The organism is Streptomyces sp. NPDC054786, assembly GCF_053611685.1.
The window spans coordinates 29,107-47,312 of record NZ_JBSHAW010000026.1; the positions used below are offsets into that span (position 1 = coordinate 29,107).

An 18,206-nucleotide genomic window follows, 5' to 3' on the forward strand; every position below is an offset into this window, starting at 1 on the left:
GGGCTCAGCCGGTCCCGTTGCCCCCGGTTCCCGCCAGCAGGACACGGTCCGGGCGGATCGGCAGATCCCGGTGGCGTACCCCGGTCGCATGCCGGACCGCGTTGGCGATGGCCGCCGCGGCTCCCACGATTCCGATCTCGCCGATGCCCTTGATCCCGACCGGGTCGTCCGGGTCCGGATCGTCCACCCAGTCCGCCTCGATGAGCGGGACGTCGGCGTTCGCGGCGAAGTGGTAGCCCGCGAGGTCGGCGCCGACATGGCCACCCGACGCCCGGTCCCTGATCGCTTCCTCGTGCAGCGCCATGGAAAGGCCCCAGATCATTCCGCCGATGAGCTGGCTGCGTGCGGTCAGCGGGTTGATGATCCGGCCCGCGGCGAAGATGCCGAGCATCCGCCGTACGCGGACCTCACCGCTGGTCACATCTACCGCGACCTCGGCGAACTGCGCCCCGAAGGAGTGCCGTTCCTTGTTCGCCAGCGCGCCGATGGCCGCGCCGGTGTCCGACCGTGCCGTGATCCCCTGCGGCGGGATGTCACCGCCCAGGGCCAGCTGCTCCCGCAGCTCGCTCACCGCGGCCGTGACCGCCCAGCCCCAGGAGCGGGTGCCCATCGAGCCGCCGGCGATCATCGCCGGGCCGAAGTCACTGTCGGCGATCTTCATCCGGATGCGCGCCGGTGCCACCTCCAGCGCCTCCGCGGCGATCAGGGTCAGCGCCGTCCGCGCTCCGGTCCCGACGTCTGCCGCGGTGATCCGTACCGTGAAGGTGCCGTCCGCCTCCGCCGTCACGGCGGCCGTGGACGGAATGGCCCTCGAAGGGAACGAGGCCGCGGCCGTGCCGGTACCGAGCAGCCAGCGCCCGTCGCGGCGCGTGCCGGGGCGCGGGTCCCGGTCCGCCCAGCCGAACCGGCGGGCGCCCTCCTGGAAGCAGGCGAGCACATTGCGGCTGCTGAACGGCAGACCGGAGACCGGCCCCGCGTCCGGTTCGTTGCGTGCGCGCAGCGCGATCGGGTCGATACCGCACTTCTCGGCGAGCTCGTCGAGCGCGGACTCCAGCGCGAACGAGCCGGGTGCCTCGCCCGGTGCGCGCATGAAGGTCGGGGTGGGCACATCGAGCTTCACCAGGCGGTTCACGGTGTGGTGCGCGTCGGCGTCGTACATCACGCGCCCCGGCTCGGCACTCCGCTCGACGAATTCGTGCACCGTCGAGGTGAGGCTCTGGGCCTGATGGTCGAAGGCACGCAGCCGCCCGTCGGCATCGGCGCCGAGCCTGACCCGCTGCGCCGTCGGGCTCCGGTAGCCGACGAGGGAGAAGGTCTGACGGCGGGTCAGGACAACCCGGACCGGGCGGTGGAGGAGTGTCGCGGCCATCACGGCGCAGACTTGGTGGGGGCGGATCCCCTTGGCCCCGAAGGCGCCGCCGACATGCTCCGAGCGCACGCGTACCGAGGCCGGATCGAGGGAGAACAGCTTCGCGAGCTCTTCCGCCACCCACATGCTGCCCTGATTCGAGTCGACGACTTCGAGACGTCCGCCGTCCCAATGGGCCGTCGCCGCGTGCGGCTCCAACGCGCTGTGGTGCTCTTCCGGTGTGGTGTACTCCGCGTCCACGACGACGGCGGACGCGGCGAGTTCGGCCTGAACATCGCCCTTCTCCGTCTCCGACTGTGCGCCGGGGGAACTCTCCGGTGTGTACGTACCGGGACGTCCGGCGAAGAACGCCACGTCGTGCGGCTCCTGGTCGTACCGGACCACCAGCGCCTCGGCGGCCTCCCGGGCCTGCTCGGACGTTTCGGCGACGATCAGCGCCACCGGCCAGCCCGCAGAGGGCACGCGGTCGCTCTGGAAGACCAGGAGGGTCGGGTCGGGCCGCCCCAACAGGCCGGTGTAGTCCCCGTCGACACGGGGGGCGTTGCCATGATGCAGGACGGCGAGGACGCCGGGCATGGCCAGGACGGGGTCGGACTCCACGGAGCGGATGCGGCCGCGGGCGATGGTCGACAACACCAGCCAGCCATGGGCGAGTTCGGCGAAGGGGATCTCCCCCGCGTACCGTGCCGCTCCGGTGACCTTGTCCCGGCCCTCTATGCGGGTGTGCGCGATACCGACGGCCCTCGTCACCGCGCTCGTTCCGGTCGTCGTGGTCATCAGGCGGCCTCCTCGGTGAGTTCGGTCAGCAGGGCCACGACGAGGTTGCGCATCAGCGTCACCTTGTATCCGTTGTGGGGCAGCGTCTCGGCGGCTGCCAGCTCGGCGTCCACGGCGGCGGCGAACGCGGCGGCGTCCGCCGGCCCCCCGGTCAGCACCCGCTCGGCCTCCCGGGCCCGCCACGGCCGGGACGCGACCGCGCCGAAGGCGAGGCGCACTTCGCGTACCACGCCGTCCTGGACATCGAGGGCCGCGGCGATCGAGCCGATCGCGAAGGCGTACGACGCACGCTCGCGCACCTTCCGGTAGCGGGAGTGCGCGGCGACCGGAGCCGGCGGCAGGGTGATACCGGTGATCAGCGCGCCGGGCGGCAGCGCCGTCTCCAGATGCGGGGTGTCCCCCACGGGCAGATAGAACTCCGCCAGCGGCAACTCCCCTGGTCCGTCCGCGGTTTCGTACTCGACGACAGCATCGAAGGCAGCGAGCGCCACCCCCATGTCCGACGGGTGGATGGCCACACAATGCTCGGAGGCGCCGAGGATCGCATGGTTGTGGTGTTCGCCCTCGATGGCGGGACAGCCGCTGCCGGGGACCCGCTTGTTGCACGGCTTGGCCGAGTCGGTGAAGTAGCCACAGCGGGTGCGCTGGAGCAGATTCCCGCCGATCGTGGCCATGTTGCGCAGCTGCCCCGAGGCGCCGGACAGCACGGCCTGCGCCAACGCCGGGTAGTGGCACCGCACTTCGGGATGGGCGGCGAGCTCACTGTTGGTGACGGTCGCACCGATGCGCAGACCGCCGCCGTCCGTCACCTCGATCCGGCCGAGGGGAAGTTCACGTACGTCGATGAGCAGCGCGGGCCGTTCCACCCCGGCCTTCATCAGGTCGACGAGATTGGTGCCGCCGCCGAGGCAGCGCGCATCGGGATCGGAGCCGAGCAGGGCGACCGCACCGGGGACGTCGAAGACGCGCTGATAGCCGAATTCCCTCATGCCGTCATCTCCACGTCGTCCGTGCCGGCAGCCTCGGAGGAGCCGCTTTCGTGCCGCGGGGCGGGAGGGGACTGCGGCCCAGCGGCCGCCGCCTGCGCGACCGCCTGCACGATCGACACATATGCGCCGCAGCGGCACAGGTTGCCGCTCATCCGCTCCCGGATCTCCTCGGCGGTGAGCGTCGGCACTCCCGCCTCGGGCCGTACGTCGTCGGTCACGGCACTCGGCCAGCCCGCCGCATGCTCCTCGATCACCGCGATCGCGGAGCAGATCTGCCCCGGTGTGCAGTAGCCGCACTGGTAGCCGTCCAGGTCGAGGAACGCCTGCTGCACGGGATGCAGCCGCTCGCCCTCCGCCACGCCCTCGATGGTGGTGATCACGCGCCCCTCGGCGGCCACCGCGAGCTGCAGGCACGAGACGGCCCGGCGTCCGTCGAGCAGCACCGTACAAGCCCCGCACTGGCCGTGGTCACAGCCCTTTTTGGTACCTGTCAGATCGAGCTTCTCGCGCAGCGCGTCGAGCAGAGTGGTGCGGTGGTCGACGGGCAGCGTGTGTTTCTCGCCGTTGATGTTCAGGGTGATGGCGCTGGACGTCGATAGGGCCATGATCAGCCTTCTTTCGCGTATGTGAGGCGCGGCGGGCTTCGGGGCGCGGACCCTGATGCCGACGTGGTCGACCCGGTGGTCGAGCGGTCCCTGTCACGCGGGAGCGGTGAGGGCAGGACGAGGCGGTCCCGGAGTCAAAGTTCGGAAGACGGTCGAGGAGGAGACGGCGTGGTGCGGAGCGCCGTCAGCTCGGGCGCCGACGGCGTAGGCGCTGGACGAGAAAGCAGGTCATGGTGGCTACCGGTCGTCCATAGCGGCTGCATCTGCAGCTATGGTGGACCTAAGCGGACAACTGTCCATTACCTTCGTAACCTACCGGACAGTTGTCCGGTTAGCAAGGCCGGCCATCCGTGAATTCCGGAAGGAGGACGAGTGCAGCAGAAGAAGGACGCGCCACTGCGCTCGGACGCGCAACGGAATCGCGACCGCATCCTGGAAGTGGCCCTGGCGGAGCTGACACAGTCGGCCGACGCCCCGCTGAGCTCGATCGCGAAGAAGGCATGCGTCGGGCAGGGGACCTTCTACCGCCACTTCCCCAACCGCGAGTCACTGGTCCTGGAGGTCTACCGCTACGAAGTCCAGCAGGTCGCCGACACCGCGGCCCAGTTGCTGGAGATCCGCACACCCGACCAGGCCCTGCGGGAGTGGATGGACCGCCTCGCCCAGTACGCCATGGCCAAAGCCGGCCTGGCCGACGCGATGCGCAGGGCTACCAGCAAACAAAACGCCCTGGCCGGTTTGGGACACGGTCCCGTCACCTCAGCCGTCACCCTCCTGCTGAAGGCGAACGAGGAGGCCGGCACCATCCGTCCAGGAGTGACCCCCGACGATTTCGTACTCGCCATCGCCGGCCTCTGGCAGATCGATCCACACGGTGACTGGCAGTCGCGCGCCGGACGGCTCCTGGACCTCGTCATGGACGGGCTGCGCGCCGGCGCTCCCGGAGCGTGACCCACGCGCCCCCGCTCACCGCTAGGACGGCCGCGAGACTCTCGCGGAAGACCTGACCCGTCGTCGAGCCCAGGATTCGGTCATGCGGGGGGGACGTTCCCGGGGGCGTCGGCGCGCCGGTTCACGAGGTGCGGCATCCTGCCGGTATGGACACACCTCTGCGTTCGTGGGCCGATGACCGGCCTGTCACCTCGCCGTTCGCGCTCCCCAGCGGCACGGCTGGGCGCCTCGCCGGGCGGTTCATGCGGTGGACCAACAGACAGCACGACCTGCTCGACGTCCTGGACGTCCAGCCGGGCGACACGGTTCTGGAGGTGGGGTACGGCCCCGGCCGGCTGCTGCGGCTACTGACCGACCGGACCGAGACGGCCGTCATCCGGGGTGTGGACCCCTCACCCGAGATGCGCCATGCCGCTGCCAGGGCCAACCGCGGTGCGGTCCGCACCGGCCGGGTCGTCCTGGACCTCGGCACGGCGGACCACACCGGCCTCGCAGAGGAGAGCACGGACCGCGTCGTGTCGGTCAACAACGTGGGCATCTGGCCGGACCTGGAGGCCGGGCTCCGGGAGCTGCACCGCGTCGTACGTCCCGGCGGCGCGGTGGTGATCGCATGGCACGGCGGTACGTCCCCGGGCCCCCTCACCCGGCGACTGCGCCTGCCCGATGACAAACTCGACCGCATCGAGCACGCTCTGCGGACACTCTTCACGGACGTGACCCGTAGCGATTTGCGGAGCCTCGTCGCCTTCAAAGCCGTGCGCTGAGGGCCGCCGCAGCAGATCCTTCCCCGGACGGACGCCTACCGCCGCCCGGTGACCACAGGATCGGCGCATCCAGGGCAGCCCGGCTCCCGGACCGGTCACCGCGATACCGTCACGGACATGGCTGACGCCCGGTTGACCACGCCCTCGTTCCTCGTGCTCGGCATCATCGACAAGCTGGGCGAGGCCAGTCCGTACGACGTGAAGGTCGAGGCCGCCCGCACGGTGGCGCCGTTCTGGTCGATGCCGCATGCGCAGGTGTACGCGCAGTGCGACCGTCTCGTGGAGGCGGGCCTGCTGTCGGAGGTCCGGCAGTCGGGCGGGCGGAACCGGCGGCTGATGAGGCTGACCGCGGCGGGCCGGGCGGCCTTGGCGGAGTGGCTCGCCGACCCGGCCTTCGTACCGGTCGAAGCGCGCGAGCGCGGCATCCTGAAGCTGTGGTTCGGCGCCCGTCCGGAGGTACTAGCTCCGGTTCAGCTCGACGACCATCACCGCACACTCACGGACTACGAGGAACTCGCCGAGGGCGTGGGCGAGTTGCTGACGCGAGGACAGCGCGAGGCGCTTGAGTTCGGCATCCGCTATGAGCGGATGATGGTCGATTTCTGGCAGTGGGTCGAACAGCGCGAAGCGTGATTCCGCCGCTGGACCGTTGACCACGGCGGCGGATCGCCCTCACTTTCCCCATAGTCCAGAAAGGACTATCTGGAGCGTGAACCGCCCCGACGCACAGGCACTCGGCGTCTGGGCCCTCGCGCTCGGCGTCGGCGTCCTCGGCGCACTGACCGAGGACGGCCTGACCCGACTCCGCCCGGCCCTGCTGGCCCTCCCCGGCGTCGCCCTCACCGTGGCCCTCGTACTGGTCGTCCACGCCATAGAGGTCAACTGGCCCTCCGGCCCCGGCCTGTCCCTGATCGTTCTGGTCGGCGGACTGCTACTGGCGGGCTTGATCGGCCGCGGGCTCTTGCCAGGGCATCGTCCGGACGGAACGCGTACGGAGTAGAAAAATTAGGAAACTCACGTTCGCGCAACCAGGTGCCTGCCCAGCAGTATGTACCGACCTGTCTGAGGGTGATGAGACAGCTCGACACCCACACATGCGAAGACGGAAATCCACACGGCCATCGGCTCGCCGACGACCGGAAACTGGGTCAGGGCTGACGCTCGCCCGGTGTCCCGAGGCTGCTCAGCAGGGCCGGCAGCCGTCCCAGCGCATGGAACGTGCCGAGTGAGTCCATGTAGTCGAGGGCGTGCACGATGAGACCTTCGTGCACCCGCAGGATCAGCAGGCCGGTGATCTCTACCGGGGCGGCCCCAGGCTCGAACGTCGCGGTAGCCCCCCATTGTCCGATCACGACCTCGGGGTCGGCGCTGTCGAAGACAACGACGTCATGAATCTCCTGGAGCCGTACCGAGGTAGCGCCCCAAGCCGCCCGGTAACCGGTCCGGACCTCCTCCCGACCGTGGTATCGACCGGGCCTCCCCGGCGCAAGGAAGGGGAACTCGTGGACGGCGTCGGGTGCGTAGAGATCGGCCAGATCGTCCGCGGACCAGGCGAGCATCGCCCGGTGGTAGGCGGCCAGTACTTCGCGGGGTGACGGGGACGGTGATGACGGTGACATGGTGGACTCCCATCGCTGAGCAAGAGACAGCCCAGCCACGGTAGGCCAACCAGCCGGCCGACCGACCGAAGATCGTCGCGTCGACCGTGGCCGAAGCCATCCGGTCTGCGGGCTCGCCCACAGACAACAAATGGGCAGCGACCCAGCGGAACGGTCCGCGAGGCCACCACTACAGGCCGCACCGGTCGCTCCCGAGCCGCATCCGCACTCGCATCCGCACATAGTCGGCTCCCCCGGGGCCGGGCCGTCGCCCGCCGTCCGCGCGCCAGCCGTGCTTGACGTAAAACCTCCCGGCCCGAGCATTGGCCTCCCACGCCTCCAAAACCCCGCCGTCGAACCCGCCCGCCACCACCCGGCCGGTGAACGCGCTGTGCAACGCACCGCCTGTCCCCCGTCCCCAAACATCCGGATGGACGTGGATCTGGAACAACTGCCGGTAGACCGATGCGTCGATGTCCGCGTCCTTCGGTGGCCCCATCGCGAGGGCCCCTACCACCCTGCCCTCCCGGGTCTCCGCGCACAGCGCGGTCATGCCGGGGGACACAACTACCCTTGCCCATCCGTCCTGCCGCATCTCCCGTGCAGCCGAATCGGCCAGTTCCTCTGCGGCCATCCCACCCGAGGCGTAGTAGGCACTGCGGGCTCTGGTGTGGATTTCCGCCATCGCTTCCACATCCTCGGTCGATGCCACTCGCACTCGAATGCTGTCGTTCATGAGGTGTACGACGCCGAACGCGGGGGGATCCGGTTCCCGTCCTCAGCCTCCCCGCCAGGCTCGGCAGCCCCCGCCGCGCTTGCCGTCGCACCGCCTCACCTTCAACGGCACCGTCATGCCCGCGGGAAGGCGAGGACTGCGAGGACCCGGCGGTGGCCCTCGGTGTCCACCGGCCGGTCCAGCTTGTTGAAGATGTGGACGTAGGCGTTCAGCAACCACCGCCCCAGCGAGGGCATTTGCTGTCCGATGGGACCTCACTCACGTCCTGTTCCGGGCCCGTCCCCGCCGCAGCACCGTCACGGTCTCCCCCGCGGACAGCTGAAGCGTCACTGTCCCCGGCTCCGAGGACCCGACCCTCGCACGACGTCCCGCCCCCGTCCCCGCCGAGCAGGACCTCCGCCCCGAAGTCGATGCCGTGCCGGCGCTTCAGCGTCCGGTCGGATGCGCTGTGCACGCGTACCCACTCCGTACGCCCGTCGCGGCGCGCAGTGTCGGCGCAGGGCTATTGCCTGACGGCCCCGGGGAGCAATCGGCACCTGGTCATCAACGCATGCAATGGCGGGGCGAAGCAGCCTAAGGGCTGTCCCTCAGTCTCCGGGCCGAGACATCCTGCCGACGGTGGCGACCAAGGTACGCAGGACGGTCGTGCCGACGAACACTACCGAGGAGACCGGCCGGCCCACCCATCGCGTCAGATCGTCTTGCAGGTCGGGATCCACCTCGACGGTCACCCGGATGTACCTGCTCTGCATCGTGGTGACCTTGGTGGATCGGGGCCCGGAGACGTCGTCCTGCTCGCGCCGCAATGCGGCGCGGTAGTTTTCCCTGCGCTGGCTCATGCTTCTTCCTGACGCTCGATGAGTTCCTCCGCGAAGTCCATATACGCCGAACCCTTGGCCTGGACCGAGTTCCCGAAAGATTGGGCGTAGAGGTCGAGCCGCGCGATCTGGGTGGCCAGCACCTCGAAACCCCGCTCGGTGAGTGCCTCACGAGCGTCGGCATCGGGCCCGGTGCGCGTGGCATCGGGACGGTTGGTGCGATTGAGCAGGACCGCTGTGCGAGCGGGCTCAGCACGCAGGGACTGCACGTCCGCCATCTCGCCGCGGATGGGTGCCATCCGGTCCAGTTCGATGGGGGCGGGAGTCACGGGCACAATCCACTCACCGGCGTACCTCATGATGCTGCGGGCGATCCGGGGATGGTCCTCCAGCTGGGGCGCATCGAGCACGACGGCCTGCCGGTTGCCGAGGAAGTCGTTCACGCGACGGTGGACGTCCCCCACCGGCAGGGCGATCACCGGAAACGGAAAGCCACCGGCCAGCTCGCTCCAGCGCAGCGCGGAAGCGGCTGGGTCACCGTCGACCAGCAGAGGCGACAGACCCAACTCATGAAGCGCATGGGCCAGCCACACAGCACTCGTCGTCTTTCCGACGCCGGGCTTGAGGTTCACAAACGCACAGCTCAACGGCATAAAGCTGACAATAACGGGCATGATCGTCCAGCTTCGGCCGACACAAGGGCGTGGCTTCGTGGTTCACCCGCACGCGCGTGAGAGAGCGGGGGCTCCTCCAGCCGGTCCGGTGCGGCGTCGACGACGGCGATGGCCGTGTACCGCCACCAGCCGCACCACGGCCTCGGCAGCAGGAGTACCGAGGCCGTTCGCCCGCCTTCGCGGTGGGGGTGCGGCACCCCGGTTCCGACTGACACGGCGCAGCGGTACAGGGCGCGGCACGGCCCTTCAGGACTCGTCGGCCGCGGTGTCGCGCGTGACCAACGCAACGTGCCTGCGCCGGTACACCCCCACGCCGCACACCGCGAGGAGGAGGGCGGCGACCGCGGCCACACCGAGCGCCGTCTGCTCGGCGAACAGCCTTGCCAGCATTTCCAGTGCGCCGATCCCGGCGGTCGCGTAGACCAACGCCCAGCCCGCTCCCCCCACGAACAGTGCGGGGAGGTAACGCAGCAGGGGCATGCGCATACTCCCCGCGAGGAAGTTGGCAGCAGTCTGGAAACCGACGGTAAGGAAGGAGAGTGCCACCACCGGCGCGCCCCACCGCTGGATCGCCCGTTCGGCGCGCTCGAACTTGGCCAGGGAGATCCGCTCAGCGAACCTGCTGCGCCTGACACCGGCACCGGCGAGCCACCCGACGGCGAATGTCCCTCCGGCTCGCAGCAGAACGATCACGTAGAGACCTGCGGCCGTGAGCGCGACCTTATCCACGACGCCTCGCCCTCGGCGCCAGGCCCTCGCCGTGGCCGGTTTCCCCCGCCACCCGCTTTCGCGGTTCTCGTCGAAGCGGGCACACGACGGGCACGAGCCTGTTGTCCATACCTCACCCGCATCTGCTTCTGCCGGTTCCGTCCCTGCGTTCGTGCCGGGGCGGCGCCGGTACCCGGGCCCGACGCAGAGCACTGCTGCATCTGGGGCTTCCAGGTACGGCCCCTCGCCAGGGTCACCCGACACAGCCAGGGTAAGCGAACGCGCGTGCCCCAGGTGGACGGCGCTGGGTCCCGGAGAGGGAAGACATGGCTTCTCGGCCATCGAAGCTGCGGACGGCCTCGCTGAGCGGCGTCGCCGGGTGGCATCGCGCGGCAGGGCCCTGCAATGATCAGATCTGGGCGACGCAGAGGCCATGCCGTGGCCTGGGCCGGCGAGGACCTCAGACGCTACGCGCCGTCCCCTCGAAACCCGGCGCGGTCTCCTAGGCGATGAAGAACACGAGCTGTTCACCGAGGTCCTGTTGGGGCGCCTCGGCTACCACCTGCGCCGCTGCCGCGCCGAAGCCGCGAATCTCGTCGATCGGATGAACACGCTGCTACAGCAGGTGCCCGCCTCCTCCGGACATCTCATGAAACTCATCCGTTTTCAGGGATACGCCTCGGAAGCGGAAACTGCCGAGAACACGGCCCATATGAGCTCCCGGCGCCCATCGTCATCGCCCTGGTGCGTCGCTGGGTGCGCCGGAGATCGTCCCTACAGCCGTAGCTACCTCTGCCCTACCCGAGGAACGACAAGCGCACTTGACAGTTGTCACCCCACTGGAGACAACCACAACATGCCCCACACGCGTTGCCTGAGCGGTACAGGGCCCGCAAGGGTGCGGCGGCAGCGCAGCCCCAGGATCCGACTTGGAGCAGATTCATCGCCGCTCCAGTGACCCCGTCGACGTCGGCCCCACCGAACGAACCGGCGCGGCGGGCACCCGGCCGTGCAGCCCTGTCTCCCGGGAGCGCGCGAGAGCCGGCAACCGGACCAGGCCTGGCGGGGGCCCCGCTCAAGGTCACCCCAGGAAGCTCACGCGTACCTGCCGGTGTGGATTGTCCACGTTCGTGTCCACCAAGCAGACGGACTGCCAGGTGCCGAGTGCCATCCGGCCCGAGATGACCGGGAGGGTGGCGTGGGGTGGGACGAGGGCGGGCAGGACGTGGTCGCGGCCGTGGCCGGGGGTGCCGTGGCGGTGGCGCCAGCGGTCGTCGGCCGGGAGGAGGTCGTGCAGGGCGGCCAGGAGGTCTTCGTCGCTGCCTGCGCCGGTTTCGAGGACGGCGATGCCGGCGGTGGCGTGCGGAACGAAGATGTTCAGCAGGCCGTCGCGGCCGTCTGCCGTCTCCCGGAGGAATGCGGCGCAGTCGGCGGTGAGGTCGGCGACGGTCTCTGTCGAGCCCGTGGTGACGTCAAGGGTGCGGGTGGTGAATGCGGTGCTCATACGTTCATTTTCGTACGGACAGCCTGCCCGCGTCCGCAACCCCGCGGGCCGCTCCCGCAATGCCACCTCAATACTCCGGCAACAAAAGTCCACCAGCCGAGATGACGTTTGACCCCTCTCGCAGCGCACCGCTACGTTCAGCGACATGTCTACATCAGCCCTGCTCACCACGCGCGGTCACATCGACCTGCTGCGGGTGGCCTCTGCGGCGTGTCGCCGCGGCGGCTGTTGTTGATGCCGTTGCGCCGCTGTTGCCGTTGCTGAGGCCGTTCCAGGTTTCGCGTTTCGCGGTGCTTTGTGGCCACGCGCGGCTTGTTGCGGCTATGCGCGACCGTTTCGAGGCCTTGTCTCCTTCTGTCTTGCTCTGCTGTGGTTGCCTTTTGGTGCTTCGCAGCGACTGTTGCAGATTGTTTCGCTCGTAGCTATTCGCTGGATTGCGGGTTTGTTCGTTTGCCCGTTGGCCCGTTTGGCGTGCTGGCGTTTCGCTGGTGCTTTTGTTGCCTCCGTCTGTGCCCTGTGGCCTGTGGTGTCCGTCGTGCGTCCGGGTGAGCGGCTTCCTTCTCCCGCCCCCCGCCTTTCCCCCTCCCCGTGGAGCATTCATGACTCTCGATCAGGCCGTGGCGCGCCATGGCCCACCCGATATATCCGATGAAGCAGTGCGTCCGTCCCTTGCGAAGGGTGTGGAGACGGGGGTGAAGTCCGGGTCCGGCGCCGAGGGGCTCGAGCTTGTTCGCGTTGATCCGGTTTCCGGTCGCCGGTGGTCGGTGCCGCGGTGGTTGCGCCGTACCGTGGGGCCCGTCGCGCTGCTGGCGCTGTGGCAGGTACTCAGTGCGAGCGGTGCGCTGGAGTCCGACATTCTGGCGTCGCCCGGGACCATCGCCGCCACCGGCGGAGACCTGATCTCGGACGGAACACTGCCGTCGGCGATGCTGGTCTCTCTTCAACGCGTCGCGGTCGGACTGCTGTTGGGTGGCGTGACCGGTGTGGTGCTGGCGCTCGTGTCGGGGCTTTCCCGGCTCGGCGAGGATCTGGTCGATGCGACCGTGCAGATGCTGCGCTCCATTCCCTGGGTGGGCGTCATTCCGCTGTTCATCATCTGGCTGGGCATCGGCGAGGCGCCCAAGATTGCGCTGATCTCGCTGGGTGTGGCGTTCCATCTGTATCTGAATGTCTATGCCGGAATTCGTGGCGTCGATGCCCAGTTGGTGGAGGCGGGGCAGTCGCTCGGGCTGAGTCGATGGGGCCTGATCGGGCATGTGATATTGCCCGGCGCGCTTCCGGGAGCCATGACCGGGCTGCGCTATTCGCTGGCCACCGCATGGCTCGCGCTGGTCTTCGGTGAGCAGGTCAACGCCGATGACGGCCTCGGTTTTCTGATGAACCAGGCCAGGGAATTCTTCCGCACCGACGTGATCGTGGTGTGCCTGGTGGTCTACGCGATCCTCGGGCTCATCGCCGATTTTCTCGTCCGTACCCTCGAAAGGCTGCTGCTGCAATGGCGACCGACGTTCACGGGTCAGTGACCGATAACGCGCAGGGACGGCAGAGCTCGCGCGCCGCGGTCTCCGGTGCCGCCGTACAGGTCGGCGGACTGGTACGCGCCTTCGGCGGACGAGCCGTCATCGACGGTCTTCATCTGTCCATCCGGCCGGGCGAGTTCGTGGCGTTGCTCGGGCGCAGTGGCTGCGGCAAGTCGACGTTGCTGCGGGTTCTGGCCGGGCTCGACCAGGAGATCGAGGGCGAGGTTCTGGTGCCGCGCCGCAAGGCCGTGGCGTTCCAGGCGCCGCGGTTGATGCCCTGGAAGCGGGTCTGGCGGAATGTGCTGCTGGGGCTGCCGGGCCGCCCGGAACGGAGCACTGCCGCACGGGCGTTGGAAGAAGTCGGACTCGGCCATCGGGCGGACGCCTGGCCCAAGACGCTCTCCGGCGGGGAAGCCCAGCGTGCGTCGCTCGCCCGCGCCCTGGTGCGTGAACCCGATCTGCTGCTGCTCGACGAGCCGTTCGGTGCCCTCGACGCACTGACCCGGATCAAGGCCCAGCGCCAGGTGGCCGAGCTGTGGCAGGAGCGCGGCTGCGCGGTCCTGCTGGTCACCCATGACGTGGCGGAGGCCCTGCTGCTCGCGGACCGGGCGCTGGTGATGGAGGGCGGCCGGATCGCGTACGAGACCACGGTGGATCTGCCGCGGCCGCGCGATATCTCCGATCCTCGCTTCGGTGCGTTGCGCGCCCAGCTGCTCGACCGGCTCGGCGTGGAGGACGAACCCGATGTGGAGGACGGTGTGGCGGGCGAGGAAGGCAGGGAGAGCGTGGAGGGCGTGGAGGGCGGTGGAGGTGCTGGTGGCGCCGAAGGCGAGCCGGAGGCCGCCGGGCCCCGCACGGCGGACGCCTCCCCCACCGCCGTCTGACCTCGCCCGCGGATTGAGCGGCAGGCAGCCGGCCGTCATCGCCGCGCAGTCGCCACCCCGACCGACCCGATACGAGCCGATACCGGCCCGATGCGCCCCGGATCTGAGCCCGATCGCGGCCGTAACCGCAGGCTCCCGGAACCGGCAACCGGAGCCCGGCAACCGAACACACCCACCCGACACCCAGCACCAGCCACCCCGTCACCCCGTCCCCCCAAAGCCTCCTCCCCCACCCCACTCCCCCACATCCGCTCCAGCCCACCCCAGCTCCCCCCTCCCCACCCAAGAACGAAACGGACAACACCCCATGAGAGCACGCCATATCGCCCCAGCCGCCCTGCTGCTCCCGCTCACCCTGCTGCTGGCCGCCTGCAATGGTTCGTCGGGGGCCAAGGGGGCCGGCGGGGGGACCGGCAGTGGGACCGACGGCAAGGGGTCGCTGACCCTCAACGTCGGTGATCAGAAGGGTGGTTCGGAGGCGTTGCTGCGGGCCGCCGGAGAGTTGGACGACCTTCCGTACAAGATCAAGTGGTCGACCTTCACCTCGGGGCCGCCGCTGCTGGAGGCGGTCAACGCGGGAGCGGTGGACGTCGGTGCGGTCGGCAACACGCCGCCGGTGTTCGCCGCCGCGGCGAAGTCGAAGATCAAGGTGATCGCCGGGACGCACAGCAGGTCGGACGGTGAGTCGATCCTGGTGAAGAAGGGCTCCCCGCTCAAGCGGCCGGCGCAGCTGAAGGGCAAGTCGATCGCCGTTGCCCAGGGCAGCTCGGCGCACTACCAGCTGATTGCCTCGCTGAAGAAGGCCGGGCTGACCCCGAAGGACGTCACGCTCAACTACCTGCAGCCGGCCGATGCGCTCGCCGCGTTCACCCGGGGGAAGGTGGATGCCTGGGCGGTGTGGGACCCGTACACCTCGCAGGCCCTGGACCAGGCCGACGCCCGGGTGCTGACCACCGGGCAAGGGGTCGTCAACGGACTGAGCTTCCAGGTTGCCGCGCCCGCCGCATTGCACGACAAGAAGAAGTCGGCGGCGCTGAAGGACTACACGGACCGGTTGCGGCGGGCACAGAACTGGGTGTTCAAGCACCCCGACGTCTGGGCGAAGGCCTGGGCGAAGGAGACCGGGCTGCCGGACAAGGTGGCCCTGGACGCGGTCAAGCGCACCCGGGGGACGGCGGTCACGGTCGCCGTGGACAAGGCCGCCGTCGCCTCCGAGCAGCAGATCGTCGAGTCGTTCGCGGCGCTGAAGCTGATCCCCCGCTCCTTCGACTTCGGGGAGTTCGTCGACCCCCGTTTCAACGGTGACCTGCCGCCTTCGAGCACCGCGCCGCGTACCTATGGAAAGGGTCAGTGAGATGTCCGTACACCTGCATTGGTTTCTGCCGACAGGCGGCGACGGGCGGACCCTCGTCGACCGCCATGCCTATACCGACGGCGGCATCCGGCGTGACCGCATCACCCCGGTCAGCGGGGTACGGGCCCCGGACATCGAGTATTTGGCCCAAATCGCCAAGGCTGCCGAGCAGTTGGGTTTTGAAGCGGTGCTCACGCCCACCGGTACGTGGTGCGAGGACGCCTGGCTGACGACGGTGGCGCTCACCCAGGTCACCGAGCGGCTGAAGTTCCTGGTCGCGTTCCGGCCGGGGGTGATCTCGCCGGTGCTGGCGGCCCAGATGGCCGCGACCTATCAGCGGATCTCGCGCGGGCGGCTGCTGCTGAATGTGGTGACCGGGGGCGATTCGACCGAGCAGCGGAGGTTCGGCGATCATCTCGACCATGACCGGCGGTATGCCCGTACGGATGAGTTTCTGCAGGTCGTACGTGGTGTGTGGGGCGGGAAACCGTTCGACTTCCGGGGCGAGCACTATCAGGTCGAGGGCGGTCTGACGGCGCTGCCGCCGGACCCGCTGCCGCAGATCTGCTTCGGCGGCTCGTCCGCCGCGGCGGGGCCGGTCGCCGCCCGGAATGTGGATGTGTACCTCACCTGGGGCGAGCCACCCGAGGAGGTCAAGCAGAAGATCGACTGGATTCGTGGGCTGGCGGAGAAGGAGGGCCGTACGGTCCGGTTCGGTATCCGGCTGCACACGATCTCCCGGGACTCCTCCAAGGAGGCCTGGGCGACCGCCGGCCGGCTGCTCGACGACCTCGATCCGGAGACGGTCGCGGCCGCGCAACAGGCGCTGGGCAGGAGCGAGTCGGTGGGGCAGCAGCGGATGCTGGCGCTGCACGGCGGCTCGCGCGACAAGCTGGAGATCTCGCCCAATCTGTGGGCGGGGGTCGGCCTGGTACGGGGCGGTGCCGGCACCGCGCTGGTCGGCAGCCATGCCGAGGTGGCCGACCGGATCGAGGAGTACCACTCCCTGGGCGTCGAGCACTTTGTGCTCTCCGGCTACCCGCATCTGGAGGAGGCGTACTGGTTCGGTGAGGGCGTACGGCCGGAGCTTGCCGCCCGCGGGCTGCTGGATGCCGGGCCCTCTCCCCTGGACGGTGTCCCGGCCGCCCCTGGCCGCCCGGCGTCCGCACCGGGCGGCGCGCCGCTGCTGATCGCCGGCGGCCGCTGAGCCGGATTCCGTGGGGCCGTGGGGGCGCACGGCGGTCGTTGCCGCTGAGCGCGCCCCCACGGCCTTCGACCGGCCCTGCTGCCGGTACCGGGGAGCCGATGCGGCGCGCACCGGGAAAGGGCGCAGCGCGGCAGGCCGCGGAAACTGCCCGCGCCCCGGGGGAAGACAACCAGCCCTCCCCGGGTTAGGTGAATCATGAACTACACCGGGGTGCGTGAGGTCGAGGTCGTGGTGATCGGTGCCGGGCAGGCCGGTCTGGCCGCCGCCTTTCATCTGCGGCGGGTCGGTTATGCGCCGGACCGGGACTTCGTGGTGCTCGATCACGCTCCGCGCCCCGGCGGGGCCTGGCAGTTCCGGTGGCCGACGCTGACGTACGAAAAGGTGCACGGCATGCATGCGCTGCCCGGCATGGAACTGACCGGTGCCGATCCACGGCGCCCGTCGTCCGAGGTGATCGGCGGGTACTTCGACAGCTATGAGCAGACCTTCGGGCTGCGGGTGCACCGGCCGGTGAGCGTGACGGCCGTGCGCGAGGGCGACGACGGACGGCTGCTGGTCGCGACGTCGGAAGGGGACTATGCGGCACGGGCCGTGATCAATGCGACCGGGACCTGGGACCGGCCGTTCTGGCCGCGGTTTCCCGGACAGGAGACGTTCGGCGGCCGTCAGCTGCACAGCTCTCAGTACGAGGGTCCGGAGGGCTTCCGCGGCGCGCGGGTCGTGGTGGTGGGCGGCGGGACATCGGCCGTACAGCAGCTGCTGGAGATCGCGCCGGTCGCGGCCGCGACGACGTGGGTGACACGCCGGCCGCCGGTCTTCCGCGAGGGTCCGTTCGGCCAGGAGCAGGGCCGGGCCGCGGTCGCCCTGGTGGAGGAGCGGGTCCGGCAGGGGCTGCCGCCGCGGAGCGTGGTGAGCGTGACCGGGCTGCCGATGACCGAGGCCATCCGGCAGGCCCGGGAGAGCGGCGTGCTGGAGCGGCTGCCGCTCTTCGAGCGCCTCACGCCCACGGGCGTGATCTGGGACGACGGACGCACGGCCGAGGCCGATGTGATCCTTTACGCGACGGGCTTCCGCGCCGCCATCGACCATCTCGCCCCGCTGCGGCTGCGCGAGCCGGGCGGCGGTATCCGGATGGACGGCACCCGCACGCTGCGCGATGCGCGGATCCATCTCGTCGGATACGGGCCGTCGGCGAGCACCATCGGCGCCAACCGCGCGGGACGTGCCGCGGTCGGCGACATCCGTCGCATGCTCGCCGCCACCGTTCAACCAGTCCGTGGGGAGCGGGGGTTGGCCGACAGTCTCGCCTCGTAGGGCGGGGCCACGTGCCCGACGGGGCGGCGCAACCGTAGTCCGTAAACCGCCGAAACGCCCGCGCGACAAAACGCCACAAAGACCCTCCCCATGGGAACCCCCATACGAATCCTCGGACGAACAGTTGCTCCCGGGAGCAGTTGTTCGCCGGTAAGCATGATCGAGGAGGGGAGGGGTTCAATTGACTCGCTGCAACCGGCGATGATGACGGGGCGCGAGCGGCGGGCTGCAGACCGTTACCACGCCTCCGGTCCATCCCCCTTGCTGGGCCGGGGAGTTGAGTCCCACAACTTCAAGGAGAAGATCCCGATGGACATCCTCACCGCTCTCTTGGCCAACGTCCTCCACCTCGTGGGTTGGCTCGTCTGACAGACCTCGCCCCGAGGCGCCGCCCCTCCCTGTCCCGGGACGGGCGGCGCTTGTCTGTGTTCCGG

The 18,206-nt window shown here is 69.6% G+C and carries 20 protein-coding genes; 10 read left to right on the plus strand and 10 right to left on the minus strand.

Going from position 1 to position 18,206, the window contains the following annotated elements:
- Positions 1 to 4: 4 nt before the first annotated feature.
- The 3 genes from ACWGI6_RS22300 to ACWGI6_RS22310 are packed head-to-tail and all read right to left on the minus strand — an operon-like array spanning position 5 to position 3,740.
- Positions 5 to 2,146: a xanthine dehydrogenase family protein molybdopterin-binding subunit gene (locus ACWGI6_RS22300; protein WP_453269141.1), complete on the minus strand. Its 2,142-nt coding sequence runs from the start codon at positions 2,144 to 2,146 to the stop codon at positions 5 to 7.
- Entirely contained in the window at positions 2,146 to 3,135 is a 990-nt protein-coding gene (locus ACWGI6_RS22305; protein WP_453269142.1) for an FAD binding domain-containing protein, read from the minus strand. Before ACWGI6_RS22305 ends, ACWGI6_RS22300 begins: the two co-directional genes overlap by 1 nt.
- Positions 3,132 to 3,740: a (2Fe-2S)-binding protein gene (locus ACWGI6_RS22310; protein ID WP_393905279.1), complete on the minus strand. Its 609-nt coding sequence runs from the start codon at positions 3,738 to 3,740 to the stop codon at positions 3,132 to 3,134. Before ACWGI6_RS22310 ends, ACWGI6_RS22305 begins: the two co-directional genes overlap by 4 nt.
- Before the next feature lie 372 nt (positions 3,741 to 4,112).
- Here ACWGI6_RS22310 and ACWGI6_RS22315 point away from each other — a divergent pair, with 372 nt between their 5' ends.
- From ACWGI6_RS22315 to ACWGI6_RS22330, 4 genes are all read left to right on the plus strand, one after another.
- Positions 4,113 to 4,691, plus strand: coding sequence for a TetR/AcrR family transcriptional regulator (locus ACWGI6_RS22315; RefSeq protein WP_453269143.1), 579 nt, complete (start codon positions 4,113 to 4,115; stop codon positions 4,689 to 4,691).
- A gap of 146 nt (positions 4,692 to 4,837) precedes the next feature.
- Entirely contained in the window at positions 4,838 to 5,455 is a 618-nt protein-coding gene (locus ACWGI6_RS22320; protein ID WP_453269144.1) for a class I SAM-dependent methyltransferase, read from the plus strand.
- Between the two features lie 117 nt (positions 5,456 to 5,572).
- Positions 5,573 to 6,088, plus strand: a complete 516-nt coding sequence (locus tag ACWGI6_RS22325) for a PadR family transcriptional regulator (protein WP_453269145.1) — start codon at positions 5,573 to 5,575, stop codon at positions 6,086 to 6,088.
- Between the two features lie 76 nt (positions 6,089 to 6,164).
- Positions 6,165 to 6,455: a hypothetical protein gene (locus ACWGI6_RS22330; protein WP_453269146.1), complete on the plus strand. Its 291-nt coding sequence runs from the start codon at positions 6,165 to 6,167 to the stop codon at positions 6,453 to 6,455.
- A gap of 148 nt (positions 6,456 to 6,603) precedes the next feature.
- On the opposite strand, the gene ACWGI6_RS22335 is transcribed toward ACWGI6_RS22330, so the two are convergent.
- The 7 genes from ACWGI6_RS22335 to ACWGI6_RS22365 form a co-directional block, all read right to left on the minus strand.
- Positions 6,604 to 7,074 (minus strand): nuclear transport factor 2 family protein, encoded by a 471-nt coding sequence (locus ACWGI6_RS22335; protein ID WP_453269147.1) that lies wholly within the window; start codon positions 7,072 to 7,074, stop codon positions 6,604 to 6,606.
- A gap of 169 nt (positions 7,075 to 7,243) precedes the next feature.
- Positions 7,244 to 7,738 (minus strand): N-acetyltransferase family protein, encoded by a 495-nt coding sequence (locus ACWGI6_RS22340; RefSeq protein WP_453269148.1) that lies wholly within the window; start codon positions 7,736 to 7,738, stop codon positions 7,244 to 7,246.
- Between the two features lie 164 nt (positions 7,739 to 7,902).
- Positions 7,903 to 8,025 (minus strand): hypothetical protein, encoded by a 123-nt coding sequence (locus ACWGI6_RS22345; protein WP_453269149.1) that lies wholly within the window; start codon positions 8,023 to 8,025, stop codon positions 7,903 to 7,905.
- 351 nt (positions 8,026 to 8,376) lie between these two features.
- A complete protein-coding gene (locus tag ACWGI6_RS22350) occupies positions 8,377 to 8,628 on the minus strand; it encodes a hypothetical protein (RefSeq protein ID WP_453269150.1) in 252 nt (83 codons plus the stop codon).
- Positions 8,625 to 9,281, minus strand: coding sequence for a nucleotide-binding protein (locus ACWGI6_RS22355; RefSeq protein ID WP_453269151.1), 657 nt, complete (start codon positions 9,279 to 9,281; stop codon positions 8,625 to 8,627). Before ACWGI6_RS22355 ends, ACWGI6_RS22350 begins: the two co-directional genes overlap by 4 nt.
- Positions 9,282 to 9,527: 246 nt before the next feature.
- Positions 9,528 to 10,010, minus strand: a complete 483-nt coding sequence (locus ACWGI6_RS22360; RefSeq protein ID WP_453269152.1) for a DedA family protein — start codon at positions 10,008 to 10,010, stop codon at positions 9,528 to 9,530.
- Positions 10,011 to 11,070: 1,060 nt separating this feature from the next.
- Complete coding sequence (locus ACWGI6_RS22365) at positions 11,071 to 11,493, minus strand: secondary thiamine-phosphate synthase enzyme YjbQ (RefSeq protein ID WP_453269153.1); 423 nt, start codon at positions 11,491 to 11,493, stop codon at positions 11,071 to 11,073.
- 145 nt (positions 11,494 to 11,638) lie between these two features.
- On the opposite strand from ACWGI6_RS22365, the gene ACWGI6_RS22370 reads away from it, so the two are divergent.
- The 6 genes from ACWGI6_RS22370 (at position 11,639) to ACWGI6_RS22395 (ending at position 17,772) form a co-directional block, all read left to right on the plus strand.
- Entirely contained in the window at positions 11,639 to 11,728 is a 90-nt protein-coding gene (locus tag ACWGI6_RS22370) for a putative leader peptide (RefSeq protein WP_355780374.1), read from the plus strand.
- Between the two features lie 364 nt (positions 11,729 to 12,092).
- Positions 12,093 to 13,016 carry an ABC transporter permease gene (locus tag ACWGI6_RS22375; protein ID WP_453269154.1) on the plus strand — a complete coding sequence of 308 codons (924 nt, stop codon included), beginning with the start codon at positions 12,093 to 12,095 and terminating at the stop codon, positions 13,014 to 13,016.
- Entirely contained in the window at positions 12,989 to 13,897 is a 909-nt protein-coding gene (locus ACWGI6_RS22380; protein WP_453269155.1) for an ABC transporter ATP-binding protein, read from the plus strand. Before ACWGI6_RS22375 ends, ACWGI6_RS22380 begins: the two co-directional genes overlap by 28 nt.
- 307 nt (positions 13,898 to 14,204) lie before the next feature.
- Complete coding sequence (locus tag ACWGI6_RS22385; RefSeq protein ID WP_453269156.1) at positions 14,205 to 15,251, plus strand: ABC transporter substrate-binding protein; 1,047 nt, start codon at positions 14,205 to 14,207, stop codon at positions 15,249 to 15,251.
- Position 15,252: 1 nt separating this feature from the next.
- Positions 15,253 to 16,458: an LLM class flavin-dependent oxidoreductase gene (locus tag ACWGI6_RS22390; protein WP_453269157.1), complete on the plus strand. Its 1,206-nt coding sequence runs from the start codon at positions 15,253 to 15,255 to the stop codon at positions 16,456 to 16,458.
- A 195-nt stretch (positions 16,459 to 16,653) separates the two neighbouring features.
- Positions 16,654 to 17,772, plus strand: a complete 1,119-nt coding sequence (locus ACWGI6_RS22395; RefSeq protein WP_453269158.1) for an NAD(P)-binding domain-containing protein — start codon at positions 16,654 to 16,656, stop codon at positions 17,770 to 17,772.
- Positions 17,773 to 18,206: the final 434 nt, after the last annotated feature.

Coding starts and splice junctions, on each gene's coding strand:
- ACWGI6_RS22300 (WP_453269141.1), bottom strand. CDS start 2,146: ATGACCACGACGACCGGAACGAGCGCGGTGACGAGGGCCGTCGGTATC.
- ACWGI6_RS22305 (WP_453269142.1), bottom strand. CDS start 3,135: ATGAGGGAATTCGGCTATCAGCGCGTCTTCGACGTCCCCGGTGCGGTC.
- ACWGI6_RS22310 (WP_393905279.1), bottom strand. CDS start 3,740: ATGGCCCTATCGACGTCCAGCGCCATCACCCTGAACATCAACGGCGAG.
- ACWGI6_RS22320 (WP_453269144.1), top strand. CDS start 4,838: ATGGACACACCTCTGCGTTCGTGGGCCGATGACCGGCCTGTCACCTCG.
- ACWGI6_RS22325 (WP_453269145.1), top strand. CDS start 5,573: ATGGCTGACGCCCGGTTGACCACGCCCTCGTTCCTCGTGCTCGGCATC.
- ACWGI6_RS22335 (WP_453269147.1), bottom strand. CDS start 7,074: ATGTCACCGTCATCACCGTCCCCGTCACCCCGCGAAGTACTGGCCGCC.
- ACWGI6_RS22340 (WP_453269148.1), bottom strand. CDS start 7,738: ATGGCGGAAATCCACACCAGAGCCCGCAGTGCCTACTACGCCTCGGGT.
- ACWGI6_RS22345 (WP_453269149.1), bottom strand. CDS start 8,025: ATGCCCTCGCTGGGGCGGTGGTTGCTGAACGCCTACGTCCACATCTTC.
- ACWGI6_RS22350 (WP_453269150.1), bottom strand. CDS start 8,628: ATGAGCCAGCGCAGGGAAAACTACCGCGCCGCATTGCGGCGCGAGCAG.
- ACWGI6_RS22355 (WP_453269151.1), bottom strand. CDS start 9,281: ATGCCCGTTATTGTCAGCTTTATGCCGTTGAGCTGTGCGTTTGTGAAC.
- ACWGI6_RS22365 (WP_453269153.1), bottom strand. CDS start 11,493: ATGAGCACCGCATTCACCACCCGCACCCTTGACGTCACCACGGGCTCG.
- ACWGI6_RS22370 (WP_355780374.1), top strand. CDS start 11,639: ATGTCTACATCAGCCCTGCTCACCACGCGCGGTCACATCGACCTGCTG.
- ACWGI6_RS22375 (WP_453269154.1), top strand. CDS start 12,093: ATGACTCTCGATCAGGCCGTGGCGCGCCATGGCCCACCCGATATATCC.
- ACWGI6_RS22380 (WP_453269155.1), top strand. CDS start 12,989: ATGGCGACCGACGTTCACGGGTCAGTGACCGATAACGCGCAGGGACGG.
- ACWGI6_RS22385 (WP_453269156.1), top strand. CDS start 14,205: ATGAGAGCACGCCATATCGCCCCAGCCGCCCTGCTGCTCCCGCTCACC.
- ACWGI6_RS22390 (WP_453269157.1), top strand. CDS start 15,253: ATGTCCGTACACCTGCATTGGTTTCTGCCGACAGGCGGCGACGGGCGG.
- ACWGI6_RS22395 (WP_453269158.1), top strand. CDS start 16,654: ATGAACTACACCGGGGTGCGTGAGGTCGAGGTCGTGGTGATCGGTGCC.